Annotated in this window: 22 protein-coding genes and 1 pseudogene; 13 read left to right on the top strand and 10 right to left on the bottom strand. The window is 61.0% G+C overall.

Annotated elements, in window-relative coordinates:
• Positions 1 to 187: 187 nt before the first annotated feature.
• Positions 188 to 466 (top strand): acyl-CoA-binding protein, encoded by a 279-nt coding sequence (locus tag OIU19_RS02710; protein WP_264233149.1) that lies wholly within the window; start codon positions 188 to 190, stop codon positions 464 to 466.
• Positions 467 to 528: 62 nt separating this feature from the next.
• Here the strand turns inward: OIU19_RS02710 and OIU19_RS02705 are convergent, their stop codons facing one another.
• Both OIU19_RS02705 and OIU19_RS02700 read right to left on the bottom strand, forming a co-directional pair.
• Positions 529 to 1,149 carry a TetR/AcrR family transcriptional regulator gene (locus OIU19_RS02705; RefSeq protein WP_186557228.1) on the bottom strand — a complete coding sequence of 207 codons (621 nt, stop codon included), beginning with the start codon at positions 1,147 to 1,149 and terminating at the stop codon, positions 529 to 531.
• A gap of 229 nt (positions 1,150 to 1,378) precedes the next feature.
• Entirely contained in the window at positions 1,379 to 2,191 is an 813-nt protein-coding gene (locus tag OIU19_RS02700) for a class I SAM-dependent methyltransferase (RefSeq protein ID WP_264233148.1), read from the bottom strand.
• 313 nt (positions 2,192 to 2,504) lie between these two features.
• Here OIU19_RS02700 and OIU19_RS02695 point away from each other — a divergent pair, with 313 nt between their 5' ends.
• Positions 2,505 to 3,224 (top strand): TorF family putative porin, encoded by a 720-nt coding sequence (locus OIU19_RS02695; RefSeq protein ID WP_264233147.1) that lies wholly within the window; start codon positions 2,505 to 2,507, stop codon positions 3,222 to 3,224.
• Between the two features lie 68 nt (positions 3,225 to 3,292).
• Here the strand turns inward: OIU19_RS02695 and OIU19_RS02690 are convergent, their stop codons facing one another.
• Entirely contained in the window at positions 3,293 to 5,491 is a 2,199-nt protein-coding gene (locus OIU19_RS02690) for an OsmC domain/YcaO domain-containing protein (protein ID WP_264233146.1), read from the bottom strand.
• A gap of 118 nt (positions 5,492 to 5,609) precedes the next feature.
• Here OIU19_RS02690 and OIU19_RS02685 point away from each other — a divergent pair, with 118 nt between their 5' ends.
• A complete protein-coding gene (locus OIU19_RS02685; RefSeq protein WP_264233145.1) occupies positions 5,610 to 6,071 on the top strand; it encodes a GNAT family N-acetyltransferase in 462 nt (153 codons plus the stop codon).
• On the opposite strand, the gene OIU19_RS02680 is transcribed toward OIU19_RS02685, so the two are convergent.
• Positions 6,048 to 6,305, bottom strand: coding sequence for a helix-hairpin-helix domain-containing protein (locus tag OIU19_RS02680; RefSeq protein ID WP_264233144.1), 258 nt, complete (start codon positions 6,303 to 6,305; stop codon positions 6,048 to 6,050). The two genes, OIU19_RS02685 and OIU19_RS02680, sit on opposite strands and share 24 nt — an antisense overlap.
• A 167-nt stretch (positions 6,306 to 6,472) precedes the next feature.
• On the opposite strand from OIU19_RS02680, the gene OIU19_RS02675 reads away from it, so the two are divergent.
• Positions 6,473 to 6,952, top strand: coding sequence for a hypothetical protein (locus tag OIU19_RS02675; protein WP_264233143.1), 480 nt, complete (start codon positions 6,473 to 6,475; stop codon positions 6,950 to 6,952).
• Between the two features lie 349 nt (positions 6,953 to 7,301).
• Positions 7,302 to 8,380 (top strand): annotated as a pseudogene (locus OIU19_RS02670) (type I restriction endonuclease).
• A gap of 207 nt (positions 8,381 to 8,587) precedes the next feature.
• Here the strand turns inward: OIU19_RS02670 and OIU19_RS02665 are convergent.
• The 5 genes from OIU19_RS02665 to gnd form a co-directional block, all read right to left on the bottom strand.
• Complete coding sequence (locus OIU19_RS02665; RefSeq protein WP_186557235.1) at positions 8,588 to 8,875, bottom strand: HigA family addiction module antitoxin; 288 nt, start codon at positions 8,873 to 8,875, stop codon at positions 8,588 to 8,590.
• A 15-nt stretch (positions 8,876 to 8,890) separates the two neighbouring features.
• The gene (locus OIU19_RS02660; RefSeq protein ID WP_264233142.1) at positions 8,891 to 9,169 is read right to left on the bottom strand and encodes a type II toxin-antitoxin system RelE/ParE family toxin; all 279 of its coding nucleotides are present in this window, start codon (positions 9,167 to 9,169) and stop codon (positions 8,891 to 8,893) included.
• 140 nt (positions 9,170 to 9,309) lie between these two features.
• On the bottom strand, positions 9,310 to 11,106 hold the full coding sequence (locus OIU19_RS02655; protein ID WP_264233141.1) for a glycoside hydrolase family 15 protein: 1,797 nt from the start codon (positions 11,104 to 11,106) through the stop codon (positions 9,310 to 9,312).
• Positions 11,107 to 11,600: 494 nt separating this feature from the next.
• Positions 11,601 to 13,103 (bottom strand): glucose-6-phosphate dehydrogenase, encoded by a 1,503-nt coding sequence (zwf, locus tag OIU19_RS02650; protein ID WP_264233140.1) that lies wholly within the window; start codon positions 13,101 to 13,103, stop codon positions 11,601 to 11,603.
• Positions 13,100 to 14,083 (bottom strand): phosphogluconate dehydrogenase (NAD(+)-dependent, decarboxylating), encoded by a 984-nt coding sequence (gene gnd / locus OIU19_RS02645; protein ID WP_264233139.1) that lies wholly within the window; start codon positions 14,081 to 14,083, stop codon positions 13,100 to 13,102. The genes zwf and gnd overlap by 4 nt, the downstream gene beginning before the upstream one ends.
• Positions 14,084 to 14,282: 199 nt before the next feature.
• Here gnd and OIU19_RS02640 point away from each other — a divergent pair, with 199 nt between their 5' ends.
• From OIU19_RS02640 to OIU19_RS02620, 5 genes are all read left to right on the top strand, one after another.
• Complete coding sequence (locus OIU19_RS02640; protein WP_264233138.1) at positions 14,283 to 14,450, top strand: DUF6026 family protein; 168 nt, start codon at positions 14,283 to 14,285, stop codon at positions 14,448 to 14,450.
• A gap of 141 nt (positions 14,451 to 14,591) precedes the next feature.
• Positions 14,592 to 15,110: a sigma-70 family RNA polymerase sigma factor gene (locus OIU19_RS02635; RefSeq protein WP_264233137.1), complete on the top strand. Its 519-nt coding sequence runs from the start codon at positions 14,592 to 14,594 to the stop codon at positions 15,108 to 15,110.
• Complete coding sequence (locus OIU19_RS02630; RefSeq protein WP_264233136.1) at positions 15,107 to 16,033, top strand: DUF4880 domain-containing protein; 927 nt, start codon at positions 15,107 to 15,109, stop codon at positions 16,031 to 16,033. Before OIU19_RS02635 ends, OIU19_RS02630 begins: the two co-directional genes overlap by 4 nt.
• A gap of 66 nt (positions 16,034 to 16,099) precedes the next feature.
• Positions 16,100 to 18,463, top strand: coding sequence for a TonB-dependent siderophore receptor (locus OIU19_RS02625; protein ID WP_264233135.1), 2,364 nt, complete (start codon positions 16,100 to 16,102; stop codon positions 18,461 to 18,463).
• Positions 18,464 to 18,474: 11 nt separating this feature from the next.
• Positions 18,475 to 19,314, top strand: coding sequence for an alpha/beta hydrolase (locus OIU19_RS02620; RefSeq protein WP_264233134.1), 840 nt, complete (start codon positions 18,475 to 18,477; stop codon positions 19,312 to 19,314).
• 6 nt (positions 19,315 to 19,320) lie between these two features.
• Here the strand turns inward: OIU19_RS02620 and tssM are convergent, their stop codons facing one another.
• Positions 19,321 to 22,986, bottom strand: a complete 3,666-nt coding sequence (gene tssM, locus OIU19_RS02615) for a type VI secretion system membrane subunit TssM (protein WP_264233133.1) — start codon at positions 22,984 to 22,986, stop codon at positions 19,321 to 19,323.
• 319 nt (positions 22,987 to 23,305) lie between these two features.
• Here tssM and tssF point away from each other — a divergent pair, with 319 nt between their 5' ends.
• The 3 genes from tssF to OIU19_RS02600 are packed head-to-tail and all read left to right on the top strand — an operon-like array spanning position 23,306 to position 26,192.
• Positions 23,306 to 25,078: a type VI secretion system baseplate subunit TssF gene (gene tssF / locus OIU19_RS02610; protein WP_264233132.1), complete on the top strand. Its 1,773-nt coding sequence runs from the start codon at positions 23,306 to 23,308 to the stop codon at positions 25,076 to 25,078.
• Positions 25,079 to 25,092: 14 nt separating this feature from the next.
• Entirely contained in the window at positions 25,093 to 25,899 is an 807-nt protein-coding gene (gene icmH, locus OIU19_RS02605) for a type IVB secretion system protein IcmH/DotU (RefSeq protein WP_186557245.1), read from the top strand.
• 29 nt (positions 25,900 to 25,928) lie between these two features.
• A complete protein-coding gene (locus OIU19_RS02600) occupies positions 25,929 to 26,192 on the top strand; it encodes a PAAR domain-containing protein (protein ID WP_186557246.1) in 264 nt (87 codons plus the stop codon).
• The last annotated feature ends 2 nt before the right edge of the window (positions 26,193 to 26,194 follow it).

Raw genomic sequence — 26,194 nt, 5'->3', positions numbered from 1 at the left:
TACTGCTTTCAGCACATACACCTGACATTTTTGCCAGTAGACATACACAACCAGCAAAACCAATGTAGGTAGAGAGCCAATGCGTCAACTCGCCAAGTGACCTAATCCTCTGCGGTAAGCAAGTGCAAAAAGCCAAACAGTGCTGCTCTGAGCACTTGCGTTAACCACTGTCTACAGGAGCACCAAAATGACTCTCGAGCGCCAATTTAATGACGAAGTAAATCGCATCTCTGCTCTACCTCCTGAACCGCCAGTTCCGATTCCAGTACGACGCCAACTCTGGATGCATTACAAGCAAGCGATCTATGGCGATTATGCCCAGAGCAAGGTAGGCAACGTAGACTTGGGACATTACAAAAAACAGGGCGATATCGAAATCAAACAAGGAGGTTGGGGAGACTTGAAAGGAATGTCCAAGGAGATGGCGATGGAAAAATATATAGAACTCGCCAAGAGCATCAGATAAAGCGTCGTCCAGCCGTATAGGCAAATCAATAACCTGCCTATACGGCTATACGGGCGATGAGCTCACGGCTCCAAGCCAATACCGCGCAGGATAACGCCGGTCACCGTCTGCACCGCCCTTTCAAAAGCCATGTCCGACAGCGGCTCGCCGCCATTGAGCAGCTCGACCTGATAACCAAAGTCGGCGTAGTGCTGGGTCGAGGCCCAGATCATGTACAAAAGCGCCGAAGGCTCGACCGGCAAGATCCGCCCCTCCTCGACCCAGCGACGAATCTTCGCTTGCTTGAGCTGCGCCCAGGGCACCAGGCTGTCATCCAGGCTCGCGCCCAGCAGCGGCGCGCCGTGCAACATCTCCTCGGCCCAGATCTTCGAGCCCAGCGAGCGCGAGCGCGAATGGCTCATCTTGGCCCGGATATAACTGGTCAACACCACCCGCGGGTCGTCGAAGCGCTCGAAGCACAGGGCGTCCTGCTTCCACACATCCAGCAGATCCTGCAGCACCGCTCGATACAGGTCGTCCTTGGTGCTGAAGTAGTAATGCAGATTGGAGCGCGGCAGTTCGGCCTGCTCGGCGATATCGCCCATCGAAGTGGCGCCGAAGCCCTTTTCGGCAAACACCTTCTCGGCAGCTTGCAGAATCTTCTCGACGTTACGTCGACGGATTTCGATCTTGTGGTTGGCCATGGCCTGTCCAATGCGACTGAAACCCGTCAAGGCTAACAGTTTTGCGCAAGGCGCAGGCAACTAACCCCAGTTAAGCCAAAGCACAAGCCAACGATTGATTTTCTATTTTTGTGTTGTGGGTTCTGGCCTCTTCGCGGCGGTTCGGCGCGAAGAGGCCAGAGTGTCCCCCACACCTGTCACTATCACCAGATAACGCCAGCCCAGGCGCCGCCTGGCGCTGGCTTTACCTTCAGCGGCGGCTGATCACCACTTGCAGATATTCACTGGGCACCACCAACGACGCTTCGCCTGCGCCATTGTGCTCATTGAGCAGCTGGGTCAAATCGCTTTCCAGTGCACCCGCCGCGGCGCTATCCAGCGACGCAAAGGCCTTGTGCACCGGGCCGTACCAGGTGCGAAACACATCGATGAAATGCGCCGGCGAACGGTAGCGAAAATTAAAATGCTGGCGGCTCACCTTGATTGAGCCGATGGCATCGCCGAACAGCTGGTGCAACTGCTCTTCATCGCCCCAGCGCGATGGCGGTTGCGCACCGGCAGGCGGTGGCACGTGCCGGCCCAGGGTCTTGAACATCTGGCCGATAAAACCTTGTGGGGTCCAATTGGCCAGGCCAATCCTGCCGCCCGAGCGGCAAACACGGGCAAGCTCTTTGGCCGCCTGCGCCTGATCGGGGGCGAACATCACACCGAAGGTCGAAATGACGGCATCGAACGCGCCACTGTCGAACGGCAGCGCCTCAACATCGGCGGTTTGAAACACGACATCCAGGTGTTCTGCGCGGGCGCGCTCTTCACCTCGTTTGAGCAGCTCGGGTACATAGTCGGTGGAAGTGACTCGGCAACCGCGCCGTGCAGCCGCCAGGGTGGCATTACCGTTGCCGGCGGCGACATCCAGCACCTGCTCGTCCCAGCGCAGGTCGCAGGCTTCGGCCAACCGCTCGCCGACCAACTGCAACGTGGTACCGATGACCGCGTAATCTCCACTGGCCCACGCTGCCTGCTGGCGGGCCTTCAATGCTTGCAAATCCAGGGGTGTGCTCATGGCGTGCACCTGATTTTTCCGCGCGGCCGTCTTGCTTGAGGCGGTCAGCGCGCCATTGTTGTCTTGGAGTGTTCAGGCCGAGCCGATTGCGCCCGGCCAGCGATTAGCTAAACCCTATCCCCGGTTAACGGCAATGGCCTGTGCCCGGGACACAAGATGAGTTGGGTACATGCTTAGTGCCTGATCGAATATACCCACGCTCAGGCCGCAGATCGCCCACAGGGAAAACCAGCAGGCTCGCTCAAGGGTTCCCCATGCCGGCGGGCACAGGTATCCTCGGCCTCTCAAATCCGGGCTTTCCAGGACGGTAACGATGACCAAGCCGCTATTGCTGCTCAGCGCAGCCCTGCTCCTCAGCCCGCCGCTGCAGGCGCAGATCATCCAGCGCCAGCTAGGCGAGTTCGATTTCAAACTGGGCACCAGCGCTTCGCGCAGCATGGCCCAAGGGCTGATCTCTCCCAGCGCGATCGGCTCGTTCCACGGCGGCCTGGATTTCACCCACCCCAGCGGCTGGTACTTCGGCCAGTACGCGCCGAGTATGGGCCTGACCCCCACTTCCACCCTGCAACTGGATAACTACCTGGGCTACAAGCACCACTTCGACAACAGCCTGGGCTACGAGGTAGGGCTGATCCATTACAGCTACCCCGAGATATCAGGCCGTGACCGCTACGCGATGTACGGCGGCCTGTCACTGTTGGGCAGCAAGTTGGGCGGCGCGCTCAATGACAACCCCGACAACCGCATTGGTACCCTGTTCGCCGATCTGGGCCAACTGCCGCTGTTGGATCTCGGGGTGACCGTGAAGCTGGCCCATCACCGCCTCGGCACGCCCTACACCATCGGCGATGGCCGCCAGGTCGACAGCTTCAACGATTGGTCGCTGAAGCTGTCGCGCTCGTGGCTGGGCCTGGACCTGAACCTGATCTACAGCAACTCCGACCTCAGTGGGGGCGGCTGCGCAGCTTATACAGGTATCAACAGCTACTGCGATGGCATGCTCACCTTCAAGGCCCAGCGCAGCTTCTTCTAGCGCGGGACGTTCTAAGCTGCAAAAAACAACAAAAGCACCCTCGGGTGCTTTTGTTGTTTACGCCGTTATCAGGACAGCGCCGCCTTGGCCCGAGCGCTGTGCAGCTTCTTGTAGCTGTCGACCAGGCGCAAATGTCGGTCGAGCCCTTCCAGCTTCATGCTGGTCGGGGTCAAGCCATAGAAGCGCACGCTGCCGTCGACCGAGCCGAGCACCGCATCCATCCGTGGGTTGCCGAACATGCGACGGAAGTTGACCTCGTAGTCGGCCAGCTCCAGCTCATCGTCCAACTGCACTTCGAGCACCACGTTCAGCGCCTGATAGAACAGACCGCGCTCCAGGATGTTGTCGTTGAACTGCAAGAAGGTCTCCACCAGTTCCTTGGCCACTTCAAAGCGCTTCAAGGCCAGGCTGATCAGCAGTTTCAACTCCAGGATCGTCAACTGGCCCCAGACGGTGTTGTCGTCGAACTCGATGCCGATCAAGGTGCTGATGGCGGTGTACTCGTCCACCTCGCAGTTGTCCAGACGCTTGACCAGCGCCCTCAGGCTGCGGTCATCGAGGCGGTGCAGGTTGAGGATGTCGGCGCGGAACAGCAAGGCCTTGTTGGTGTTGTCCCAGATCAGGTCTTCCACCGGGTAGATTTCCGAGTAGTCCGGCACCAGGATCCGGCAAGCATTGGCGCCAAGGCTGTCGTAGACCGCCATGTACACTTGCTTGCCCATGCCTTCGAGGATGCCGAACAAGGTCGCCGCTTCATCGGCATTGGACTGCTCGCCCTGGCCGGAGAAATCCCACTCGACGAACTCGAAGTCGGCCTTGGCACTGAAGAAGCGCCACGACACCACGCCGCTGGAGTCGATGAAGTGCTCGACGAAGTTGTTCGGCTCAGTCAGCGCGTGGCTTTCGAAGGTCGGTTGCGGCAGGTCGTTGAGGCCTTCGAAGCTACGGCCCTGGAGCAGTTCGGTGAGGCTGCGCTCAAGCGCCACTTCAAAGCTTGGGTGCGCGCCAAACGAGGCGAACACACCGCCGGTACGCGGGTTCATCAAGGTCACGCACATGACCGGGAATTCACCGCCCAGCGAAGCGTCCTTGACCAATACCGGGAAGCCTTGCTCTTCCAGGCCCTGGATCCCGGCGAGGATGCCGGGGTACTTGGCCAGCACCTGCTGCGGCACATCCGGCAGCGCCAGCTCGCCTTCGAGGATCTCGCGCTTGACCGCGCGCTCGAAGATTTCCGACAGGCACTGCACCTGCGCTTCGGCCAGGGTATTGCCGGCGCTCATGCCGTTACTCAGGTACAGGTTTTCGATCAGGTTGGAGGGGAAGTACACCACCTCACCGTCCGACTGGCGCACGAACGGCAACGAGCAGATGCCGCGCTCCTTGTTGCCCGAGTTGGTGTCGTACAAGTGCGAGCCTCGCAGCTCGCCGTCGGGGTTGTAGATTTCAAGGCAGTACTCATCGAGAATTTCCGTCGGCAGCGCGTCCTTCGGACCCGGCTTGAACCAACGCTCGTTGGGGTAATGCACGAAGTCCGCATTGGCGATGTCTTCGCCCCAGAACTGATCGTTGTAGAAGAAGTTGCAGTTCAGCCGCTCGATGAACTCGCCCAGGGCCGAGGCCAACGCGCCTTCCTTGGTCGCCCCCTTGCCGTTGGTGAAGCACATCGGCGAATGCGCATCACGAATGTGCAGCGACCAGACGTTAGGCACGATATTGCGCCACGAGGCGATTTCGATCTTCATGCCCAGGTCGGCGAGAATCGCCGACATGTTGGCGATGGTCTGCTCCAGTGGCAGGTCCTTGCCGGCAATGTAGGTGCGAGCCTTGGCGTCGCTGTCGAGCATCAGCAGCGCCTGGGCATCGGCGTCGAGGTTGTCCACCTCTTCGATGATGAACTCAGGGCCGGTCTGCACGACCTTTTTCACCGTGCAGCGATCGATCGAGCGCAGGATGCCCTGGCGGTCTTTTTCCGAGATATCGGCCGGCAGCTCGACCTGGATCTTGAAGATCTGGTTGTAGCGGTTTTCTGGATCGACGATGTTGTTCTGCGAAAGGCGAATATTTTCCGTAGGGATATTGCGCGTCTGGCAGTACAGCTTTACAAAGTAAGCCGCGCACAGCGCCGACGAAGCCAGGAAGTAGTCGAACGGACCCGGTGCCGAGCCATCGCCCTTGTAGCGGATAGGTTGATCGGCCACCACCGTGAAATCATCGAACTTGGCTTCAAGTCGAAGGTTATCGAGAAAATTTACCTTGATTTCCATGCGGGATTACCATAATTCGAGCAAAACGATGGCGGGCATTATCCGGGTTTCTTGACGGGAAGTCTTGAGCGTTCTGTCTCGTCGCCCCACCTCCGCTCATCAGCTACAGGGCACAAGGATGACCCTTCGACTACGACCCGCGCAGGTGACCGACCTGCCGTCGATCTATCAAGGCGAACAGGCCTACATCCAACGCTGGGAGCCGGCCCACGAGGCGGCCTGGCGCCTGCAACTGGAAAGGCATCTACGGCGCTGGGTGGATAACTTCGAGCGACTGACGGTCGCGCTCATCGATGAGCAGTTCGCCGGTTACGCGCTATGGACTGCCGAGCAAGGCGCGGCTGAGCTGTGCACTATCCATGTCTCGCAGCGCTACCGGCGAAACGGCGTGGGGCGGGCGCTACTGGACAGGTACAACGCTGATGCACTGAGCCTGGGGTTCACCCAGCTGGCCTTGAGCGTGCGCCCCGATAACCCCGCCAGGTACCTGTATGAGCAGGCGGGGTTCATCTGCACGGGCAACGGCACGCACGACTATCTCAGGTACCAGCGCTGCCTAGCGGACGGCGGCTGTGCTTGACTGGGCACTCCTGGCAAACTCGACCGCCGCAGTAATCGCCGCCCGCGCTTGCGGGCTGTTTTTCCAACAGGTCGAGCCCACTGCGGCAGAAGCCTGAGCGAGGATGTCACCTACATTCGCCTGACTGAGTAGCGCCAGCGAGTCGATGCCCATGTGTTCAAGGCGTGCGATGACGGTCGGCCCGACGCCCTTGAGCGCTAACAGGGCGGTGTGTTCATGGGCTGGGAATGGCATCGGTAAACTCCTTTTATGGGCCGTGTGGGGTCGGCTGAGTTTGCCACCGCCGGTTCGGGCCTCATCTCGGGTGAGGGAGAGGTCGGGGTAACTTAGCATGCGCCGGCTGGCTTTAGCGTGTGCGCACGACTAGGGTAAGGAGCACACTTACTCGCGAGCATTGCCCGATGCGGACCTGGCTATTGTTGATCCTCAGCCTGAGCTGTCCCCCACTGCTGGCCGAACAGGCCTTGCCTGTGCGCGATGCCTGGACGCTCTCTGACCAGTTCGACCAGCCCTACACCCTCGATGGCCAGACCCGTGTACTGATGATTGCCCGCAGCATGTCCAGCGCGCGCCTGGTAAACAGTGCGGTGGAACACACCCCGAAAGGTTATCTGGAACAACGCGGCGTGGTCTTCGTGGCGGATATCGAAAAGCTGCCGAGCCTGGTCCAGGCTGTGCTGGTGCCAAACATGCGCTCGGCGAACTACCGCATCCTGCTGGACCGCGACGGCCAGGTCGCCGAACGCTACGCCGGTGACCGCGACAGTGTTCAGTGGCTGGAAATGCAGGGCGGTAGCGTCACGCGTGAGCGACGTTTCAGCGATTTGCCCGGCCTACGCCAGGCGCTTGCGGGGTTGGTTGCGAGCCGAGCAGAGCGATAGCGCTGCTGCTTTCAGTCCAGCAAGAACGCACGGGCAATAAAATGTAATCGCCCACATGACTATGGCGCTAAAAGCTATAAAGCGAGACAGGCTCGAAACTTCGCCAGGAGCACTCAATGCTCATCAGCAAAAAAAGACACTAAAATTATTGATTCAGAAACGGACTACACAGAATTGGGAAGGCCTTTTTAGATTGTGTAAGAAACAGACCTTTCCATTGTGAAGCTTGCGCACCTACCATCCTGGCCGGGTATCCAGCATGGATAAAACGACAGTAGCGGCGAGATCACAGCCCGTAGTAGCTTTTCGCCTCTACCACCCAAAAGGGTGAGCACTCAGTGGAGCTAAAATGGAATTTGTAGACCGTCTCAATTCACTGGCCGCAAAGGTCAACCAGCTTGCCTCAACCATCCAAACAGAAGAGGCCACTAAAACCGCATTTGTCATGCCTTTCATCCATTCGGTCTTAGGCTATGACGTCTTTGACCCATCAGAAGTTGCCCCGAGTACGTGTGCGACATCGGCACGAAAAAAGGTGAAAAGATCGACTACGCCATCTTGAAAAATGGTGAAATCCAGATCTTGATTGAGACAAAAAAAATTGGCGAGCCACTGAACATCAACCATGCCAGCCAACTCTTCCGATATTTCCATGTCACGACCGCAAGAATATCCATCCTGACAAATGGAAGGCACTATAGATTTTTCACTGACCTTGACGCACCCAATAAAATGGACGAAAAGCCATTTCTAGAGGTCGACCTACTCGACATTGACGAGCATGTCATTCCAGAATTACAGAAGCTAACAAAATCGGCTTTTGATGTTGATTCGATCATCAACGCAGCGGGCGAATTGAAGTATGTAGGACAAATCAAGCGCGAAATGTCATCACAATTCAGCCAGCCCGATGACGACTTCATTAAGTTCTTTGCATCCCGTGTGTATGACGGCGCAATCACTCAAAAAGTTCGCGAACAATTCGGCCTCCTAACCCGCAAAGCGGCCTCGCAATTTCTCAACGATCAAATCAATGATCGTCTCAAGTCTGCAATCAGTGGAATCCCTTACCCCACCCCAGCTGAAAAGGTAATCGCAGACACGCAAGCAGAGGTGTCTGATGCGGGCGAAGACCGAATTCAAACAACAATGGAGGAGCTCGAAGGCTTCCATATTGTCAAGGCAATAGTTCGCACAACGGTTGATTCGAAACGCGTCATCCATCGCGACACCCAAAGTTATTTTGGCATTCTGCTGGATGATAACAATAGGAAGCCGATCACAAGGCTCCACTTCAACCGCTCACAAAAGTACATAGGACTATTCGACAAAGATAAAAATGAAACTCGCCACCCCATCAACTCTCTTGACGACATCTACGAGTTCTCAGACCAACTTCGAGACACTGTGGGCTTCTACGAGCAATAGTTTGTGAAATAAAGCAGACAAGGGCAGTTACCAACGACTGCCCTGACGACGATTTCTCACGGTGTCACAGCTACAGGTAAAGACCACAGCAAAGGCAAAGGCGACAACAATCCAGCTCAACAATGATCGACGGAGAAGTCGAAAGGTTTTATCTATCGATACAACCGCGCGAGACCATGGCAGAAACGATGGGCTTGACTACAGCGTTCATGCCGCCTGAAAAAGCCGCTCGACAACAGGCTGCTTACGATTTCGAGCCTGCCAAAGATCGTAATCAGCCTGTATCGCCAGCCACAGACGAGCCGTGCTGACTCCAGCCATCTCCAAGCGCAACGCCAAGTCAGGTGAGACTGCCGCCCGGCCATGCAGTACCCGCGAGAGCGCCTCGCGGGAAAAACCCAGGTGCGCGGCAAACGCTTTCACTGTCAGGCCTAGCGTCGGCAAGACGTCCTCACGCAGCGTTTCACCTGGATGGGGCGGATTGTGCAGAGGCATGGTGTGCCCTCCTGTTCAGTGGTAATCAAGGTAATCGACCAACTCTACGTCCGACCCAATAAAGCGAAAAATCACCCGCCAATTGCCTGAGACACTGATCGACCAGAAGTCAGCCAATTCGCCCTTGAGCGGGTGCAATTGCCAGCCAGGCACGCTCATCTCGTCTGCCGCGATGGCACGGTCGAGGATTTGCAACTGCCGTTTGAGGCGGCTGGCATGGGCTGGCTGGATCCCGCGGGTGCTGCCGGTTTCAAAAAAAACGCGCAGTCCTTTGTGCCGAAAGCTGATGATCATGAGGATCGCGCTGCATCCATTCAGTGAGAATGACGCAAGTGTGACCCGACGCATCACACGGAGCAAAATAACATATGTGACGTTATGCGTCACATACTATTCAGAGACCCAAGCGCACCGTTGGATTGACCAGGCTCAAATCAACCACAGCGAGCCCGATCGCGCACCGGACACTGCGCCCGGTGCAAATTCAGCGCGGTATTGATGATGCCGATATGGCTGAATGCCTGGGGGAAATTGCCCAGCATGCGCTTGCCGGCCGGATCGTATTGCTCGGCCAGTAACCCCACGTCATTGCACAGGCCAAGCAAACGCTCATACAGCGCCTGGGCCTGCTCCTGGCGGCCAAGCAATACATAGACATCGGCCAGCCAGAACGAACAGACCAGGAAGGTGCCCTCCCCTGGGGTCAGCCCATCGCTGCAGCTGTCGCTGTCATAGCGCAGCAACAGCTCGTTTCTCAGCAGGCGTTTTTCGATCTGCTCAAGCGTGCGCAGAAAGCGGGGGTCGTCCGCCGGTAAAAAACCGGTCAGGGCGATTTGCAGCAGACTGGCATCCAGCTCGCTGGAGCCGTACGCCTGCACGAAGAACTCACCCTTGCCATCCAGCCCGCGCGCGCAGACGTCGCGATGGATCTCATCGGCCACCTGGCGATAATGCCGGCCGCGTTCGCGGTCCTCCTCGGTGGTGTCGGCCAGCCCCGCAGCACGATCGAATGCCACCCAGGCCATGACCTTGGAATGCACGAAATGCTGCGGCCCGCCGCGCACTTCCCAGATGCCTTCATCGGGCTCGCGCCAGATACGCTCCACGTACGGCAGGATCAGGCGGGCAATCGCGGCGCTGCGTGGATGGCGCGGCAAGCCGCCTTTGATCGCCTGGGTCATGGCGTCGGCCACTTCGCCGTAGATATCCAACTGGCGCTGCTGTGACGCCGCATTGCCCACGCGCACCGGCTGGGAGTGCTCGTAGCCGGGCAGCCACGGCAGGGTGTATTCCTGCAGATCGCGCTCCCCGGCCAGGCCATACATGATCTGCATCTGCTCGGGGTTGCCGGCTACCGAGCGCAGCAACCATTCGCGCCAGGCCTGGGCTTCGTCGAAGTAGCCCAGGTTCATGAAAGCGAGCAAGGTCATGGTGGCGTCGCGTAGCCAGCAGTAGCGATAGTCCCAATTGCGCTCGCCAGCGATGCGCTCGGGTAGCGAGGTGGTCACGGCAGCGACGATGCCGCCAGTAGGCGCGTAGGTCATGGCCTTGAGGGTCAGCAGCGAGCGGCGCACCTGAGCGGTGTGGGGGCCGATGTCCGGGCAACGGTCAGCGAATGTTTGCCATCCGGTGAGGGTGTGTTCAAGAGCGTTGTCGATGTCGCATCCGGGCTGCACCGGCAGGTGCGAAGGCTGGTGGCGCAGGCTGAAGCTGTGCCGTTCGCCGGCGCACACGCGCAAGCGGGCGACGGTGTGGTGGTCGCGGGCGTGGGTGGTGACGGTGCTGCACAGGATCAGTCGGTTGGGGCCGGCGACGGCGCTCAAGGTCAGCGGGTCGAGTTTTTCTACCCAGGGCACACTGCGGCCGTAATCGAAACGCAGGACCAGGTCCATTTCGAAATTGATTTCGCCGGCGAGGCCTTCGACGATGCGGATCAGCGCGTTGCTTTCGTCCAAGGGCATGAAATCGAGCACCCGGGCGCGACCGCTGGCGGTGCTGTAGGTGGTTTCCAGCACCAGAGTATCGCCCAGGTAGCGACGGCTGGAGTGCTCGACCGGATCGCAGGGAGCCAGGCGCCAGCGGCCGTTTTCTTCGTTGCCCAGCAGCGCGGCGAACACCGCAGGGGCGTCGAAGCGCGGCAGGCACAGCCAGTCCAGCGAGCCATCGCGGCTGACGAGCGCGGCGCTGCGGCAGTTGCCCAGCAGGGCGTAGTCTTCGATCGGTGCTGGCATGGGGGCTCCTTGCGGGTCTTGATGCTTGATCTGGGTTGTTCGAGGTCTCTAGGTTGGTCTGCCAGTAGGGTGGTGAAAGTTCCGGCCTCTTCGCGGGCAAGCCCGCTCCCACAGGGGGCGCGCTGACTGGATGACGGCGTAGTGCCCAGGCGGCTTGGTCTGCCAGTAGGGCAATGAACGTTCCGCCCTCTTCGCGGGCAAGCCCGCTCCCACAGGGGTCGCGCTGACTGGATGACGGCGTAGTGCCCAGGCGGCTTGGTCTGCCAGTAGGGCAATGAACGTTCCGCCCTCTTCGCGGGCAAGCCCGCTCCCACAGGGGGCGCGCTGACTGGATGACGGCGTCGTGCCTGGGCAGCTTGGTCTGCCAGTAGGGCAATGAACGTTCCGCCCTCTTCGCGGGCAAGCCCGCACAGGTACGGCGCCGATCCTGAAAGCAGCGCTATCCCTGTGGGAGCGGGCTTGCCCGCGAAGAGGGCGACACCGATGCCCAGCCATCAGCCCAGGGTATGCCACTCGCGCTTGTCGCGGCTGAGCAGCTCGTTACCGGCATCAGGGCCATTTTCACCTGCAGGGTACGGGTGCACTTCGCTTTCGCTGGCCCAGGCATCCAAAAACGGCTGCACCGCACGCCAGCCGTTCTCGATATTGTCCGCGCGCTGGAACAAGGTCTGATCGCCGGTCAGGCAGTCGTAGATCAAGGTTTCGTAACCAGTGGCCGGGGTCATCTTGAAGAAGTCCTTGTAGGCAAAACCCAACTCGACATTCTCCATCACCAACTCCGGCCCAGGGCGCTTGGCCTGCAAGTCGAACCACATCCCTTCGTTGGGCTGAATCTGGATCTTCAAGTAGTTGGGCTTGGGCCGCTCCAGCTCCGACTCCCGAAACTGCGCATACGGCGCGGGCTTGAAGCAGATGGCGATTTCGGTGTCGCGCACGCTCATGCGCTTGCCGGTACGCAGATAGAACGGCACACCGGCCCAGCGCCAGTTGTCGATCATCACCTTGAGGGCAACGTAGGTTTCAGTCTGGCTGTCCTTGCTGACGTTAGCCTCTTGGCGATAGCCCGGCACCCGCTTGCGACCTTGCTTGCCGGCGCTGTACTGACCGCGCACGGAGTTTTTCAGGGCCATTTTCTGCGACCATGGGCGGATGGCGCCGATCACCTTGGCCTTCTCGCCGCGCACGGCATCTGCGCCGAACGCTGCCGGCGGCTCCATGGCGACCATCGCCAGCAGCTGGAACAAATGGTTGGGGACCATGTCGCGCAACGCCCCGGTATTGTCGTAGAAGGCGCCGCGGGTCTCGACGCCGACGGTTTCGGCGGCAGTAATCTGCACATGGTCGATGTAGTGGTTGTTCCAGAACGACTCGAACAGGCCGTTGGAGAAACGGCTGACGAGGATGTTCTGCACCGTCTCTTTGCCCAGGTAATGGTCGATGCGGTAGATCTGCCGCTCGCTCATCACTTTCAGCAGGCAGGCGTTAAGCGCCTCGGCGCTGGCCAGGTCGGTGCCAAACGGCTTTTCCACCACCACCCGGCGAAAGCCACCCGCCGATTCGTCGAGCAGGCCGGCAGCGCCCAAGCGCTGGGCCACTTCCGGGAAGAAACGTGGCGAGGTGGCAAGGTAGAAAATCGCGTTGCCGTGGCTTGTCTTGTCGATGCGTTTGGCCAGCGCCTGGTAGGTAGCTGGGTCGAGAAAATCGCCCGTCTGGTAGTCCATGCGCTTGGCCAGGCGAGCCCAGACCTTGTCATCCAGGCACGTGGCGGCCCCTTCGCCCTTGTCGCGCTCGACCATGAAACTATGCAAGCGCTCGGCGAACTGCGTGGCGGTGGCGGCGTTGTGATCGACCCCGACGATGCGCAGGTTGCGATCGAGCAGACCATCGCGGCTCAGGTTGTACAGCGCTGGCGTCAGCAAGCGCTTGACCAAGTCGCCATTGGCGCCAAACAAGAACAGCGTGCAGGGCGGCGCGGCGGGGATCTTCTGTTGGCTCATCCGCGTTTCTTCTCGACGTGGCCACCAAAGCCCAGGCGCATGGCCGAGAGCACTTTATCGCCGAAGGTGCCCTGTTGCTGACGCGAGCGGAAACGCGCGAACAGTGCACTGGACAGCACCGGCACCGGCACGGCTTGCTCGACCGCGGCGTCGATGGTCCAGCGCCCTTCCCCGCTGTCGGACACCGAACCGCTGAACTCAGACAACGCAGGGTCAGCGACCAGGGCATCGGCAGTCAGGTCCAGCAGCCAAGAGGTGACCACGCTGCCACGGCGCCACACTTCGGCGATCTCGGCTACGTTCAAGTCAAAGCGCTGGGCTTCGGGCAACTCAGGGCCGCCTTTGCTGCGCAGCAGGTCGAAACCTTCGGCATAGGCCTGCATCAGGCCGTATTCGATGCCGTTGTGGATCATCTTCACGTAGTGCCCGGCACCGGGGGGGCCTGCGTGGATATAGCCATGCTCGGCGCGCTCATGCTCACCGCTGCGGCCCTGGGTACGCGGGATATCGCCGACCCCCGGAGCAAGGGTTTTGAACAGCGGTTCAAGGCGCTCGAACACCGCTTGCTCGCCACCAATCATCATGCAATAACCGCGCTCCAGGCCCCAGACGCCACCGGAGGTGCCAACGTCCAGGTAATGCAGGCCGCGCTTGGCCAGCTCGGCAGCGCGGCGCATATCGTCCTTGTAGAAGGTATTGCCGCCGTCGATGATCGCATCGCCCGGCTCGAGCAACTCGGCCAATTGGGCAATGGTCTGCTCGGTGGGCTCGCCGGCCGGCAGCATCACCCATACCGCGCGCGGCGCCTTGAGTTTCTGGATCAGCGCGCCGAGGTCGTGCGCACCTTGGGCGCCCTCGGCCTCCAAGGTAATGACCGCTTCGCGGTTGCGGTCATGGACCACGGTACGATGCCCTGCACGCATCAGCCGTCTTGCGATATTGCCGCCCATGCGGCCCAGCCCGACGATTCCCAGTTGCATGTGCTGACGCTCCCCTAAGAAATGGATGACAAGGCGGTTCAGATTTTCAGATTAGTCCAGCACTTCGCCCGAGGGTTCAGCGACGAACGGCGTGACAACGATAAACAAAAAAGTTCCCAAGGCCGCAGAAAGAATTCAGAATGCGCGCCGCGCGAGCGTCTACGCTTACAAATGTCACTAGCCAATTGCGAGGTGTGCAATGGGTACCTTGATGCCAGCTACTCCCGTCCAGACCCTTTATGTCTCCGTACGTCGTGATGAACTGCGCCGTCTGAAGGAAGAGCGTGACCAATTGCAGCGCCAGGTTGCGCAGTTGAGCCTGCTGCTCGAGCAGAGCCGCAGTGAAGGTAAAGCTCTCAGCGTCTGATTGACCCCTCCTCCAGTGGGAGCTGACCCGGCTCCCACGTTGCCTCCCCTGCCCTGTAAAAACAGTTGAACTGGGAACGATTCGCGTTTATGGTGCGCGCTTTCGTGATTCCCTCTTCTATTGTCTGCCCCGGGGCGTTCCATGTCGCTGCCTGAAACGGATTCGATCATCCCGCTCGAGGTCTTGTACGGCACCCACCGCGGGTGGCTACACGGCTGGCTGCGCCGTTCACTGGGCTGCTCGCAGCAAGCGGCGGACCTGGCCCAGGACACCTTCGTGCGCCTGCTGGTGCGCAACCAGCCGATCAGCGACCGTGCGCCGAAAGCACTGCTGGCGCGCATCGCCCGCGGCCTGGTGATCGACCACTGGCGCCGCGATGCGCTGGAGCGCGCCTACCTGCAAGCGCTGGCCCTGGTGCCAGAGGCCCACTACCCCTCGCCTGAAGTACGCCACGAGGCGCTGCTGTGCCTGGAACGCATCGCGCAGATGCTCGACGGGCTCAAGCCTGCAGTGCGCGAAGCCTTCTTGCTCTATCAACTGGGCGGCCTGAGCCACGCCCAGGTCGCCGAACAACTGGCCATCTCCAGCCGCACTGCCGAGCGTCACGTCGCCACTGCCTTGCTGCATTGTTATCGGGTGTGTTTCGAGGAGGCGCCATGAGCGCCAGCGCCGAGCGCATACCCGAAGCCATTGTGTGCAAGGCCATCGAATGGCAAATGCGCCTGCGCGAGCATCCCGACAGCCACGAGCTGCTCGCCCAGCTCCAGGCCTGGCGCCTGCGCGACGGCCGTCATGAACTGGCCTGGCAGCGCATGCGTCAGTTGAGCGGGCATTTCAATGCCAGCCAATTACCCGATGCCGCCCAGACCAACGCACTGCTACGCCGCGCCGAGACTGACCTGGGCCGACGACGCATGCTCAAGCTGCTCGGCGTCGGCGCGGCGCTGGGCGCCAGCACCCTACTGGTGAGCAAGGCGCCACCGGGCTGGCGTAGCGATTTCGCCACGGCCACCGGCGAACGCCGTCAGCTGGCACTGGCCAGTGACCTGCAGGTGATGCTCAACACCAACAGCGCAGTCGATGTGCACGGCCATGCGCTGACGTTGCGGGCCGGCGAAGTCTTGCTCGACGGCGCCGATTGGCGCGCCCATTGCCGCTATGCACTGTGTGACGGCAAGCAGGCACGGGCGGTACTGCGCGAACAGCAAGGCTACAGCGAACTGCACGTCGAACGCGGTGAAGTGCGGGTGCGTGCCAGCAGCGGCATGCGAAGCGTACAAGCCGGCACCGGCCTGGCCATCGACGCCCAGGGCATGCGTGCCTTGGCGCCAGGGCCACTCGACCCGTTCGCCTGGAGCCGAGGCTTGCTGATGGTCAGCGATATCCGCCTGGGCGATTTGCTCGCCGAAGCCAGCCGCTACCGTCACGGCTGGTTAGGCTGCGATGCGGCGGTGGCGGATCTGCGCTTGTCCGGGGTGTTCCGCCTGGATGAACCGGCGCTGATGCTGCGCAACATCACCCACCTGTTGCCGGTGCGCATCGTCGAGCGCAGCCGCTGGTGGGTACGGGTTGTCCAGGCTTAGAAAAACCTGTCGGACTTTCGCGCCTCATCCGGTTAGGGATGATCACTTCCTGAACGGACCCTTTTCATGTTGCCCGCCCGCCGCTCCCCCAAACCCCTAGCGCCCTTCCCCAGCCGCCCCCTGCCACGTGCCATCTGCCTGGCGCTGAGCCTGTTCGCAGGTTCCGCCCTGGCCCAAGCGCAGAGCGCCCCGAGCATTGCTGCCGGGCCGCTGGATCAAGCCCTGAGCAGCTTTGCCGAGCGTGCGGGCATCACCTTGTCGTTTTCCCCAGAGGCTGTCCGTGGGTTGAACAGCCCAGGCCTGGCGGGCGGCGGCTCATTGGAGGATGGCCTGAACCATCTGCTCAGCGGCAGCGGCCTGGCCGCGCACAAGACCGCCGCTGGCTACGTGGTGCTGCCCGCGCCGAGCGATTTGGGGGTGCAACTGGAGCCGACCACTATCGACGCTAAAGGCACGCAGAGCGCCTTTGCCCCAGTCGAAGGCTACTTCGCCAGCAATGCCAGCAGCGCCACCAAGACCGACCGCCCGATCCTGGAAACCGCGCAAAGCATCAGCGTGGTAACTGCCGAGCAGATTGCCGACCGCAAGGTCGACCGGGTCGAAGACGCCGTGGCCTATACCGCTGGCGTGCGGGTCGGCAGCTCTGGGTTGGACCCGCGCTTTGACATGATCAGCGTGCGCGGCTTTGAGACCACCATCGCCGCCGACTTCCTCGACGGCCTGCGCCAACCGGGCAGTGGCTGGCTGTCGCTGTACCAGACCGAGGCCTACAACCTTGAGCGCATCGAAGTGCTCAAGGGCCCCTCATCGGTGCTCTACGGCCAGATCAGCCCAGGCGGCATGGTCAACCGGGTGAGCAAGCGCCCGAGCCTGCTGGCCAAGAACGAAGTGCAGATCCAGTCGGGCAACTACAACCACCAACAGGGTCAGTTCGATATCGGCGGGCGCCTGGATGAGCAAGGTGACCTGCTGTTTCGCGTGGTCGGTGTCTATCGCGACGCGGAAAACTACATCGAGCAGCTGAACAACGACGTACGCCTGATCGCGCCCTCGCTGACCTGGCAGATCGACCCCGACACCCGCCTCACCGTGCTGGCGCAATACCAAGAGCGGGAAACCGCCGCCTCGCCGATGCTCTATCAGCAGGGCGATCACCTGACCAACTTCTGGCAGGGCGATGAGTACTTCGACAAACTCGAACAGCGCCAGTGGACCCTGGGCTACGAGTTCGAGCACGTCTTCAACGATACCTTCACCTTCCAGCAGAACCTGCGCTACGGCCAGGTCGATACCACCAACCAGTACCTGCAGCCGTACCAGGAGCGCGGCACGGTGCTCGACCGCTACGCGGTGGGGGTCTACGAACAGCTGAGCTCGTTGTCGACCGACACCCGCCTGGTCAGCCACTTCGCCACCGGCGACTGGCGGCACACCCTGGTCAGCGGCTGGGATTACGCCCTGGTCGACACCAAGCTGTTCTATGCCATGGGGCCGGCGCCGTCGATTGACCGCTTCGCTCCCAACTATCACCAACCGGTGGCGCGCCCGAGCGATGCGCTGGCCGACGAGGATGGCCTGGAGCACCGCAGCGGCCTGTACCTGCAAGACCAGATCGAAATCGATCGCTGGCGCCTGTCGGCCGGCCTGCGCCGCGACTGGGTCAACGTGCGCCGCAGCAACAACCTGGTCGCCGACAACAGCGCCAACCGCAACGACAACGACTCGGCCACCACAGGCTCGCTCGGCGTGCTCTATCTGTTCGACAACGGCGTGGCGCCCTACGCCAGCTACGCCACCTCGTTCCTGCCGCAAAGCAGCAGCCAGCCCGATGGCAGCCCGTACAAGGCGACCGAGGGCGAGCAGTACGAAGTGGGCGTGAAGTACCAACCACCGGGCAGTTCGACCATGCTCACCGCCTCGCTCTATCACTTGACCCAGCAGAACGTGCTCAACCGCGACCTGTCCGACCCCACCCGCAGCATCGCCACCGGCGAGCAAGTCTCGCGTGGTCTTGAGCTGGAGGCGGTGTCCGACCTCACCGAGCGCTTGAAGATGACCGCCAGCTACAGCTTCAACGACGCTGAAGTGACCAAGAGCACCGACGGCAACGAGGGTAAAGAACCGCTGAACGTGCCACGTCACCTGGCCTCGTTGTGGCTCGACTACCGCCTGCCGCTGGGCTTCGGCGTGGGGGGCGGTGCGCGTTACACCGCCAGCAACTATGGCGATGCGCAGAACACCGTGAAGAACGAAGGCTACACCCTGGTCGATGCTGGTGTGCACTACGACTTCGGCGGCGGCCTGGACGGCGTACGCCTGGCGTTCAACGCGCGCAACCTGTTCGACAAGCGCTACATCAATTGCCAGCAGGGCTACTGCTACCGCGGTGAAGCGCGCAGCCTGGTCACCAGCCTCAGCTATCGCTGGTAAGGAGCACACGCATGTTTGCCAGACTGTTTCTATTCATAGGTACATTGCTGTTGGCCAGCCTGTCGCTGGCCCAGGCAGATCCGGTCAGCCTGGACGGCAGCGAGCAGTGGACGATGACAAGCGCCGAAGGCCGCGAGTACCGCATCATGATCAGCCTGCCCGGGGGCGATGTGCCCTGGACGGGGGGGTATCCGGTGATCTACCTGTTGGACGGCAATGCCTACTTCCCCGCCTTCCACGCCGCCAAACGCGCGCAGGACAGGTTGCGCGGCGCGATCCTGGTCGCCATTGGCTACCCCAGCGACACGCCGCTGGACTTCGAGCGCCGCGCCTTCGACCTGTCGCCACCGCAACCGCCTGAACGCAACGTGCCGCCCCAGGGCGGCCAGGATCTGTTTCTCGACTTTATCGAACAGCGCCTGATGCCCAAGGTCAACGCACGCTTCAAGGTCGACCAGGATCAACGTAGCCTGGTCGGGCATTCGTTTGGCGGGATGTTCGGCGTGTACACCCTGTTCACCCGGCCGCAGCTTTTCCAGCACGTGGTGGCGGTGAGCCCCAGCCTGTGGTGGCGCGATCGCTACCTGATGGCGCACGAGCGCACCTTCACCCAGCGCGCCCAGGCCGGGCAGATCGACCTGACCCATAGCAGCCTGAGCTTGCTGATGGGCGAGCGCGAGATGCCACAAGAGATCCAGGATGCGCGCTCGCTGCAACTGAGGCTCGAGCAGCTCTCGCAGTACGGGCTGCGCAGTGATTTTAAGGTCGAGCCGGGCGAGGATCACATGTCGATGCCGTTCCGTGTCGCAGCCAGGGTGCTGGATGAGTTGCTCAGTACCCGGCGTTTTTGACTGTCGCTACTGCACCCAGGCAGCCGCCTGCTGCTCCACCACGCTTGGCTGCAGCAGAGCCCGTGGCAGGGAGAACCCCTTGAACGGCTGCTGGGTGATCGGGTTGAAGGTTTTTTCCGAACTCAGCTTGTAACGCATCATGCCATCCCCGGTCCGGAAGCTCAGGTCGACACTGGTCGCAGTGCGGCCATTGAGCGCGCCGCGGCTGAGCAGGCGAAACATCGCCCAGGGGCCGCGGTACTCCAGGCTGCTGGTAGTGCCGTTGCGCCTGAGCAGGGTCAGGTTGCTGCGCATCGGGCTACCTTTGTTCGGCCAGATCACCCCACTGATGAACGGGGGCCCATGGGTGTAGGAAACCGTCTGCCCGTCCAGGTCCAACAGGCTGGTGCGCTGGTTTGGGCTCAAGCCCAAGGGTTCGATGTTGAACTGCACACTGAGATTGCCGCTGGCGTCGAAGAAGGTTTCGCGGATGCGCTCAGCCGCCGCTAGCTGCTCGATCACCTCCCGCCGGACCAATTGATTGCGCTGCTCGCCGCCGTGCAGCGCGTCGGGTATGTCCTTGAGGAAGACGTCCAGATACTGCGCCTGGAACGTCTGCAAGCGCCCTTTGGGGCCAAAGAACGCCTCGAAGTCTTCCAGTGCTGCATCCTCGGCACGCCCCCGGAACGGATAGCGACCCGCCAGGCGCGCCTGGAAGAAGCTGTAGACATCCACCTGCCAACGTTTCTCCAGCTCACGCAGGGCCGCCACCGTCAGCACTTGTGCAGTGTGCTCGGCCAGGTCGCGAACTTGCTGATTGAGCGGCTCGGGCAGGCCGCTGGCGATGCGCTGCACATTGGCAATCGGGTCGGGCTCAGTCTGGGTAAAGCGTGATGTCACCAGGGCCAGCGCCGCCTTGCCGCGGTTGGGGCTGTCCTGCACTGACTTGGCGTAGTCCTGCATGGCGCTGATCGCCTTGATCGTTTCGTCGTAGTAGCTAGGTTTGTCGCCCTCTCCAGCCAGCATCCCAGACAAGCCATTGAAGGCGCGCCGGATGCCCTGGGCCTGGAGCTGCGCCGCAGCGTGTTGAGCAGCGCCCTGCTCGTCATTGCCAGGCGCCACCGCGACTTGAGGGTAGATGACCGACTGCTGGCGAACCGCTTCGAGCAGACGGCGCATGGGCGCTGCCGGCCCAGTGATCTGCTCCAGCACGGTCAAGGCCTGGCTCAGATCGGCAAACGGCTGGACACTCAGCTGACTGAGCGCTCGTCGCCAGGTATCGATGTAATCGGCGCTGTACAGCGCTTGCAGGCGGCTAAGCAAGGCCTGCCGATCATGCTCTGAGTAATCGAGCGCAGCCCGCTCACCGAGCACCCATTGATCGATCATCGCCAGCTCAGTGACGGCTTTGCTACGCGGTTCGAAAAACTGCTTGAAGCCATTGGCCGTCATCAAGGCCGGTACAATCAGGGCGTCGTCGCCATCGCTGTCGCCAGCTTGCGGCAGCTGGAAGACAAGATCGAAGGCTGGCCCCACCTGGTTGCGCAGGTCGAACGCGCCATGCAAGTGCTCTTGGGCATCCTGCTTGAGCATCAGGTACAACCGCTGCTCCAGGGGCAACTTGCGCAATTGTTGCTGCGCCTCGCTGATCAGCGGGTCGTTGGCTGGCAAGTCAGCGTCGGCGTAGTTCAAGCCGTATTCAAGGTGGCGCATCAACGCCGTCTGCACCGCGCGCTCGCCAGGGTAAGCCTGCTGCCAGCGCTTGGCCATCCACTCCTGCACCACCTGCGCACGACGGTTGTTGCGCTCTTCGAGCATCCGATAGACACGCAGCGCTGCCAACTGCTCGTCGCTGCCGGGGGCGGCTTGGCGAATCGTCTCAAGCACACCCTTGGCCAAGGCCGGGAGAAAACGCCGCGATAACACATTCAGGTAGGCGTGATCGACCATCGGCCCGATAGCACGCCCTTGGTACAGCCCCAGGTTAGCCAGCGGCCACGCCTCACGGTAATTGCCATAGACCGCCAATGCGCCGTGGATTTCGTCGAGCGAGGCGAGCAAGTTGCGTCCGGTAGGGTCAAGGTTCTGCTCATCGTCGAGCTGACTGAACAGCTGGCTTCTGGCCAGGACTTGGTCGGTCTTGGCGCGGTTGTCCAAGTAGTAATTGGCCCAGGCTGCGGTCAAGCACAGCCCTAGCACGCCAGCGGCGATCGAGCCTGCCAGCAAGTGACGGCGCTTGCGCAGCGCCACCTTCCTGTTATCACCGGCCAGGCCTGCTTCGGGGTAGATAACCCGCTGCAACAGGTGCTGCGCAAAATACACCACCGAGCGACCTTGCGGCTTGGCCGCGTTAGCCAACTCGACAAAACCATACGTGCGCGCGGCCTTGCTCAGAAAGACGTTGGACAGCACCCCTTGCTGGTACACCGACGACAGGTATAGCCCACGCACCAAGGCCGGTGTGCTGTAGCGATCACTGCCGAGCACATCGCGCAGAAAACTCAGCAGCAGCGGCTGCAAGCCGCTGACCTGGCGCGTCAGGCACAGCAGCATTTCACGTTCCTGCTGCGCGCGCGGCTCACCCATGGCCTGCAGCACCCGCTCGTTGAGCAGCGTGACCATCTGCGCATAGGCCTTGGCCAACTCCTCCAACCAAGTGTCGAACGCATGCACGGCATCGAGGCTGAAGGTAAAACCGAAAATCTCCTCACGCTGCGCAGCGGGCAGACCGGCGAACAGCTCTTCGAAGCCTTCGAGCAAGTCAAATTTGCTCAACACCACATACAACGGCAGGCGCACGCCCAATTCTGCACTGAGCTCGAACAACCGCGCCCGGAGCACGAACGCCAGGGCACGACGCTGCTCGGGCGTACCTTCCAGCAACGCCACCACATCGACCAGCAACACGATGCCATTGAGCGGCTGACGACTGCGATTGCGCGCCAGCCAGCCGAGCAAATGCTGCCACAGACGCTTTTCGGCTTGCGCCGGCAGGCCCAGCCCAGACTGCTCGTGCAGCACACCCGAAGGCGGTGGCCCCACGGATAGGTGCTCATCATCGTCGCCAGCGACACTAGCAAGCGCTGGCGCGGCAACCTGGCGCTCGGGTTGGCTGATTAACTCGCCCGGCGGGTCGATTATCACCGCCTGCTCGCCCATCCACCAGTCGATCGGATAGGCCAGGTCAGGGTCGCTCGGCTGCGCTTGTCGCGTTACCCGGCTCAGGGCGAAGTTCTGACTGGAGCGCTCGATGAAGCTGGACTTGCCGGCATGTTGCTCACCCAGCACCAGGTACCACGGCATACGGTACAGGTAGCCACGCTCATGACTGTGGCTACGCAAGGTCGCCATGCTGGCATCGAGCGCGCGCGTCTGGGCCTGCAGATGAACCAGGCAAGGGTCTTCAAGGCGCTCGGTACGCTGTTGGCGCTCACCCAGCAGTTGCCGATTGCGCCAAAACAGCCACACGGCCCAGAGCGACAATGGCATCGCCAACACCAGCGTGCTGGCGGCTACCCGCATTGCCAGGGGCGCCAGTGGTTGCCGCTCACCCCAGTTCCAGTCCGGCCCTAGCCACCAGATCGCAACCAGCAGTGCCACGACCAGCGCAGCCAGCAGCCACACGGTGAGCAGCGCGAGATGAGGCTGGAACTTTGCCCAACCGCGCAACAGAACGTCCTTGCCCCGATTCATTATTAGACGCGTCCTCTACTTCACACTGACAACCCACCGCCGCGTCATTTAATTAGCGACGCCATGCGTTCTATCGAAAAACCAACGCACAGTAACAGCAGATAAAAAACCTTGACAAGCAACGACAACAAAACATATTCCCTTACATATTGATAACAGCCATAGCGTAAATGGGCGAGTAGCATCGAGCGCTATTTAAGTGCCAGCCAATACACAAGTAAGAAATTTCCTACAAGTTACCAAGCAATGTAAAAACTTAGTTCCACCATGCATACCCATTGAACTTGCCATTTATCAAGCCGCCGCAACGAGCACGCCCATGACTTTCAAAAGCGACTATCAATCCGAGCTGGCTTTTCTTCGCGCGCTGGCGCATGACTTCGCTCAGGACGACCCCAGGCTCGCCCAGTTTCTGGATAACGAATCAGGCGACGAAAGCATCGAGCGGCTCTTCGAAGGCTTCGCGTTCCTCACCACTCAGTTGCGGCGCAAGCTCGATGACGACCTGCCAGAAACCACCCACCCACTGCTGCAGATGCTCTGGCCCAATTACCTGCGGCCTGTGCCTAGCCTGACCTTGGTGCGATTCGAACCTATCGCCAAGGCCATCAGCGAACGTCAACCCATCGCCAAGGGCACTCGATTGTTCTCATCCCAGGTTGAGGGCGTGTCATGTGAGTTTCGCACCTGCACGCAGGTGGCGATCCACCCTCTGCAACTAACAGCCGTCACTACCGAACACCGGCCTGACAGTTCAATCCTACGCATCGAGTTGCAATCACTGACTGAGCTGGCGCTCAAGCGTTCAGGCTGCGACAACTTCACCGTGCAACTGATCGGTGAGCCGATCGCTGCACAAACGCTCTATCTTTGGCTTAGCCAGCACTTGCGGCGCATCAGTATCGTCATCGATGACAAGATCCTCAGCCTGCCGCCGAACATCATCGACTTCCCAGGCTTTACGCCAGAGGAGGCACTATTACCCAGCCCTCGGGCAGAGCTGGATGGCTATCGCCTACTGCAGGAGTACTTTCATTTCCTGCAGCGCTTCTGGGCATTCACATTAAATGAGCTGGCTGCCTATCTACCGGATTACCCAACTGAGCAGGTCAGTTTCCAATTTACATTCCATAAACCCTTACCCGCAGGCTGTGATCTGCGCCTAGAAGATCTGGCCCTGTACTGCACACCCGCGATCAATCAATTCCAACATACCGTCGAAGCCACCCCCCTCGACGGCCAGGACAGCTCGATGCTGTTGCAGCCGCCCGGGGTAAACCAGACCCGAGGCGAGGTATTTTGCGTCGACCGGGTTCGCGCATGCCGCTACGAAAATGACCAGGGCCAAACAAAAAAACAGTGGCTGTACGATCTACAGCCATTCGAAAGCCTCGACCACCCCGCGGCACTGGCTGAGCAGGAGGCCCGCCCCTACTACCAGGAAGTCGTCGAGCTCATCCCGAGCAAGGATCAAAGCCAGCGAATCCTGCGCTTGCTCCAGCGTGACGGCAAAGCCTGGCGCGGCAACCGCGAAGTCCTCAGCATTGAAATGACCTGCACCCACGGCCAACTGCCCAGCCAGCTGGGCATCGGTGAGATCGATCGCCCCAGCCAATCCACCCCGGCTTTTGCCAACTTCAGCAATATCACCCGCCCGACCCAAAGCCTGCCGCCGCTCCTGGATGGCCAGCTGCACTGGCAATTGCTGTCGAACCTGTCGCTCAACAGCCTGTCGCTGAACTGCGCCGAAGGCTTGCGCGCAGTGCTGGCTAGCTACGACTTTGCCGGCCTCACCGACCTGCCCAAACAGCGCGCCACCCGCGCCCGCCTGCAAGCCATCGAACAGGCCGACACCCGGCCGCTGGACTGGCTGTTCAAAGGTGTACCCGTGCGCGGCCTGAACACTACGCTGCGCGTCGATCCAAGCCCGTTCGACAGCGACGGCGAGCTGTACCTGTTCGGCAGCGTGCTGTCGTACTTCTTCACGCTTTACGCCAGCCCACAGTCGTTCCACAAGCTGGACATCATCAACACCCGTAGCAATGAGCACTACAGCTGGCCGGCCCGTGTTGGCCGACAAGTCACGCTCTGAAAAGGAGGCAACTGATGCAATCTCCACCGGCAGCGCCGAGCAACCGCTTCGAACACATCGAGCAGGCGAACACCGGCTGGCACGGCGGCCGACGCGCTCGCAGCCACGTCATCGACCGCATCGATTTCGAGCTGCGCGGCAGCAGCTACAACCCGCTGACCGATGCCAGCATGCCCCTGCTTGGGCTGGTGATACGGCTGCGCCACAGCCATAGCTTCGACGACATCGCCCAGTTGCATGGCGACGTCAAGCTACAGATAACCGCCATCCTGCAAGAGCTTGGCCAGCTCCACTATGACCCAACCACCCTCTCGGCCTTCAGCTATTGCCTGTGCGTATTCGTCGATGAGGCGGTCCTGACCACCCCGTGGGGCCAGCAGTCGGTCTGGGGCAGTGATCCGATGCTCAGCTGCCTGCACAACGAAACCTGGGGTGGCGCCAAGTTCTTTGCCTTGCTCGACCGCATGCTGCTCGAGCCGAGCAAGTACGCCGATGTCCTGCTGTTCATGTACCTCTGTCTGTGCCTTGGCTACAAGGGCCAGTACGCCATCCAGGCCGATGGCAGCAACACCCTGCAAGCCTTGATCAGCCGCCTGCAGCACACCCTGCGAGCGCTGCGCGGACCGCTGCCTGAACAGCTGACCAAGCCGCTGGACAACCTCGCCCCACGCCATTACCGCATGAACCGGCAATGGCCCTGGTGGACACCTTGGGTGGTGCTCTGCGGCGTCTGCACGGCGGTGTACGGGGTGTTGTCCTGGCGGTTGCAGCGCAGCACCCAAGAAGTCTTGCAGGCCTTGAGTGACATCCTGGTCCGATAAACCCACTTCACTGCGTAGGAGAGTGCCCCATGAAAGCGATAGTGCGCCTGGGCGACAAGACCGATCACGGCGGCAGCGTGATCGAATCGATCCCCCACACCCATCTCAATGGCCGGCCAATGGCGGGCAAAGGCAACCTGGTGGCCTGCCCCTTGTGCAAGGGCAGCTTTCCCATCATCGAAGGTAGCCCCACCTATTCGGTCAATGGCACGCCGGTCGCCCTGGACGGCATGAAAACCGCCTGCGGCGCCTCGCTAATCGCCAGTAACAGCCAGGCCAGCGTGCACCGCTAGTC

The organism is Pseudomonas sp. BT-42-2 (assembly GCF_025847435.2).
GTDB lineage: Bacteria > Pseudomonadota > Gammaproteobacteria > Pseudomonadales > Pseudomonadaceae > Aquipseudomonas > Aquipseudomonas urmiensis.
Note: the sequence above shows the minus strand (reverse complement) of the source record. Positions and strands in the feature narration are given on the sequence as shown.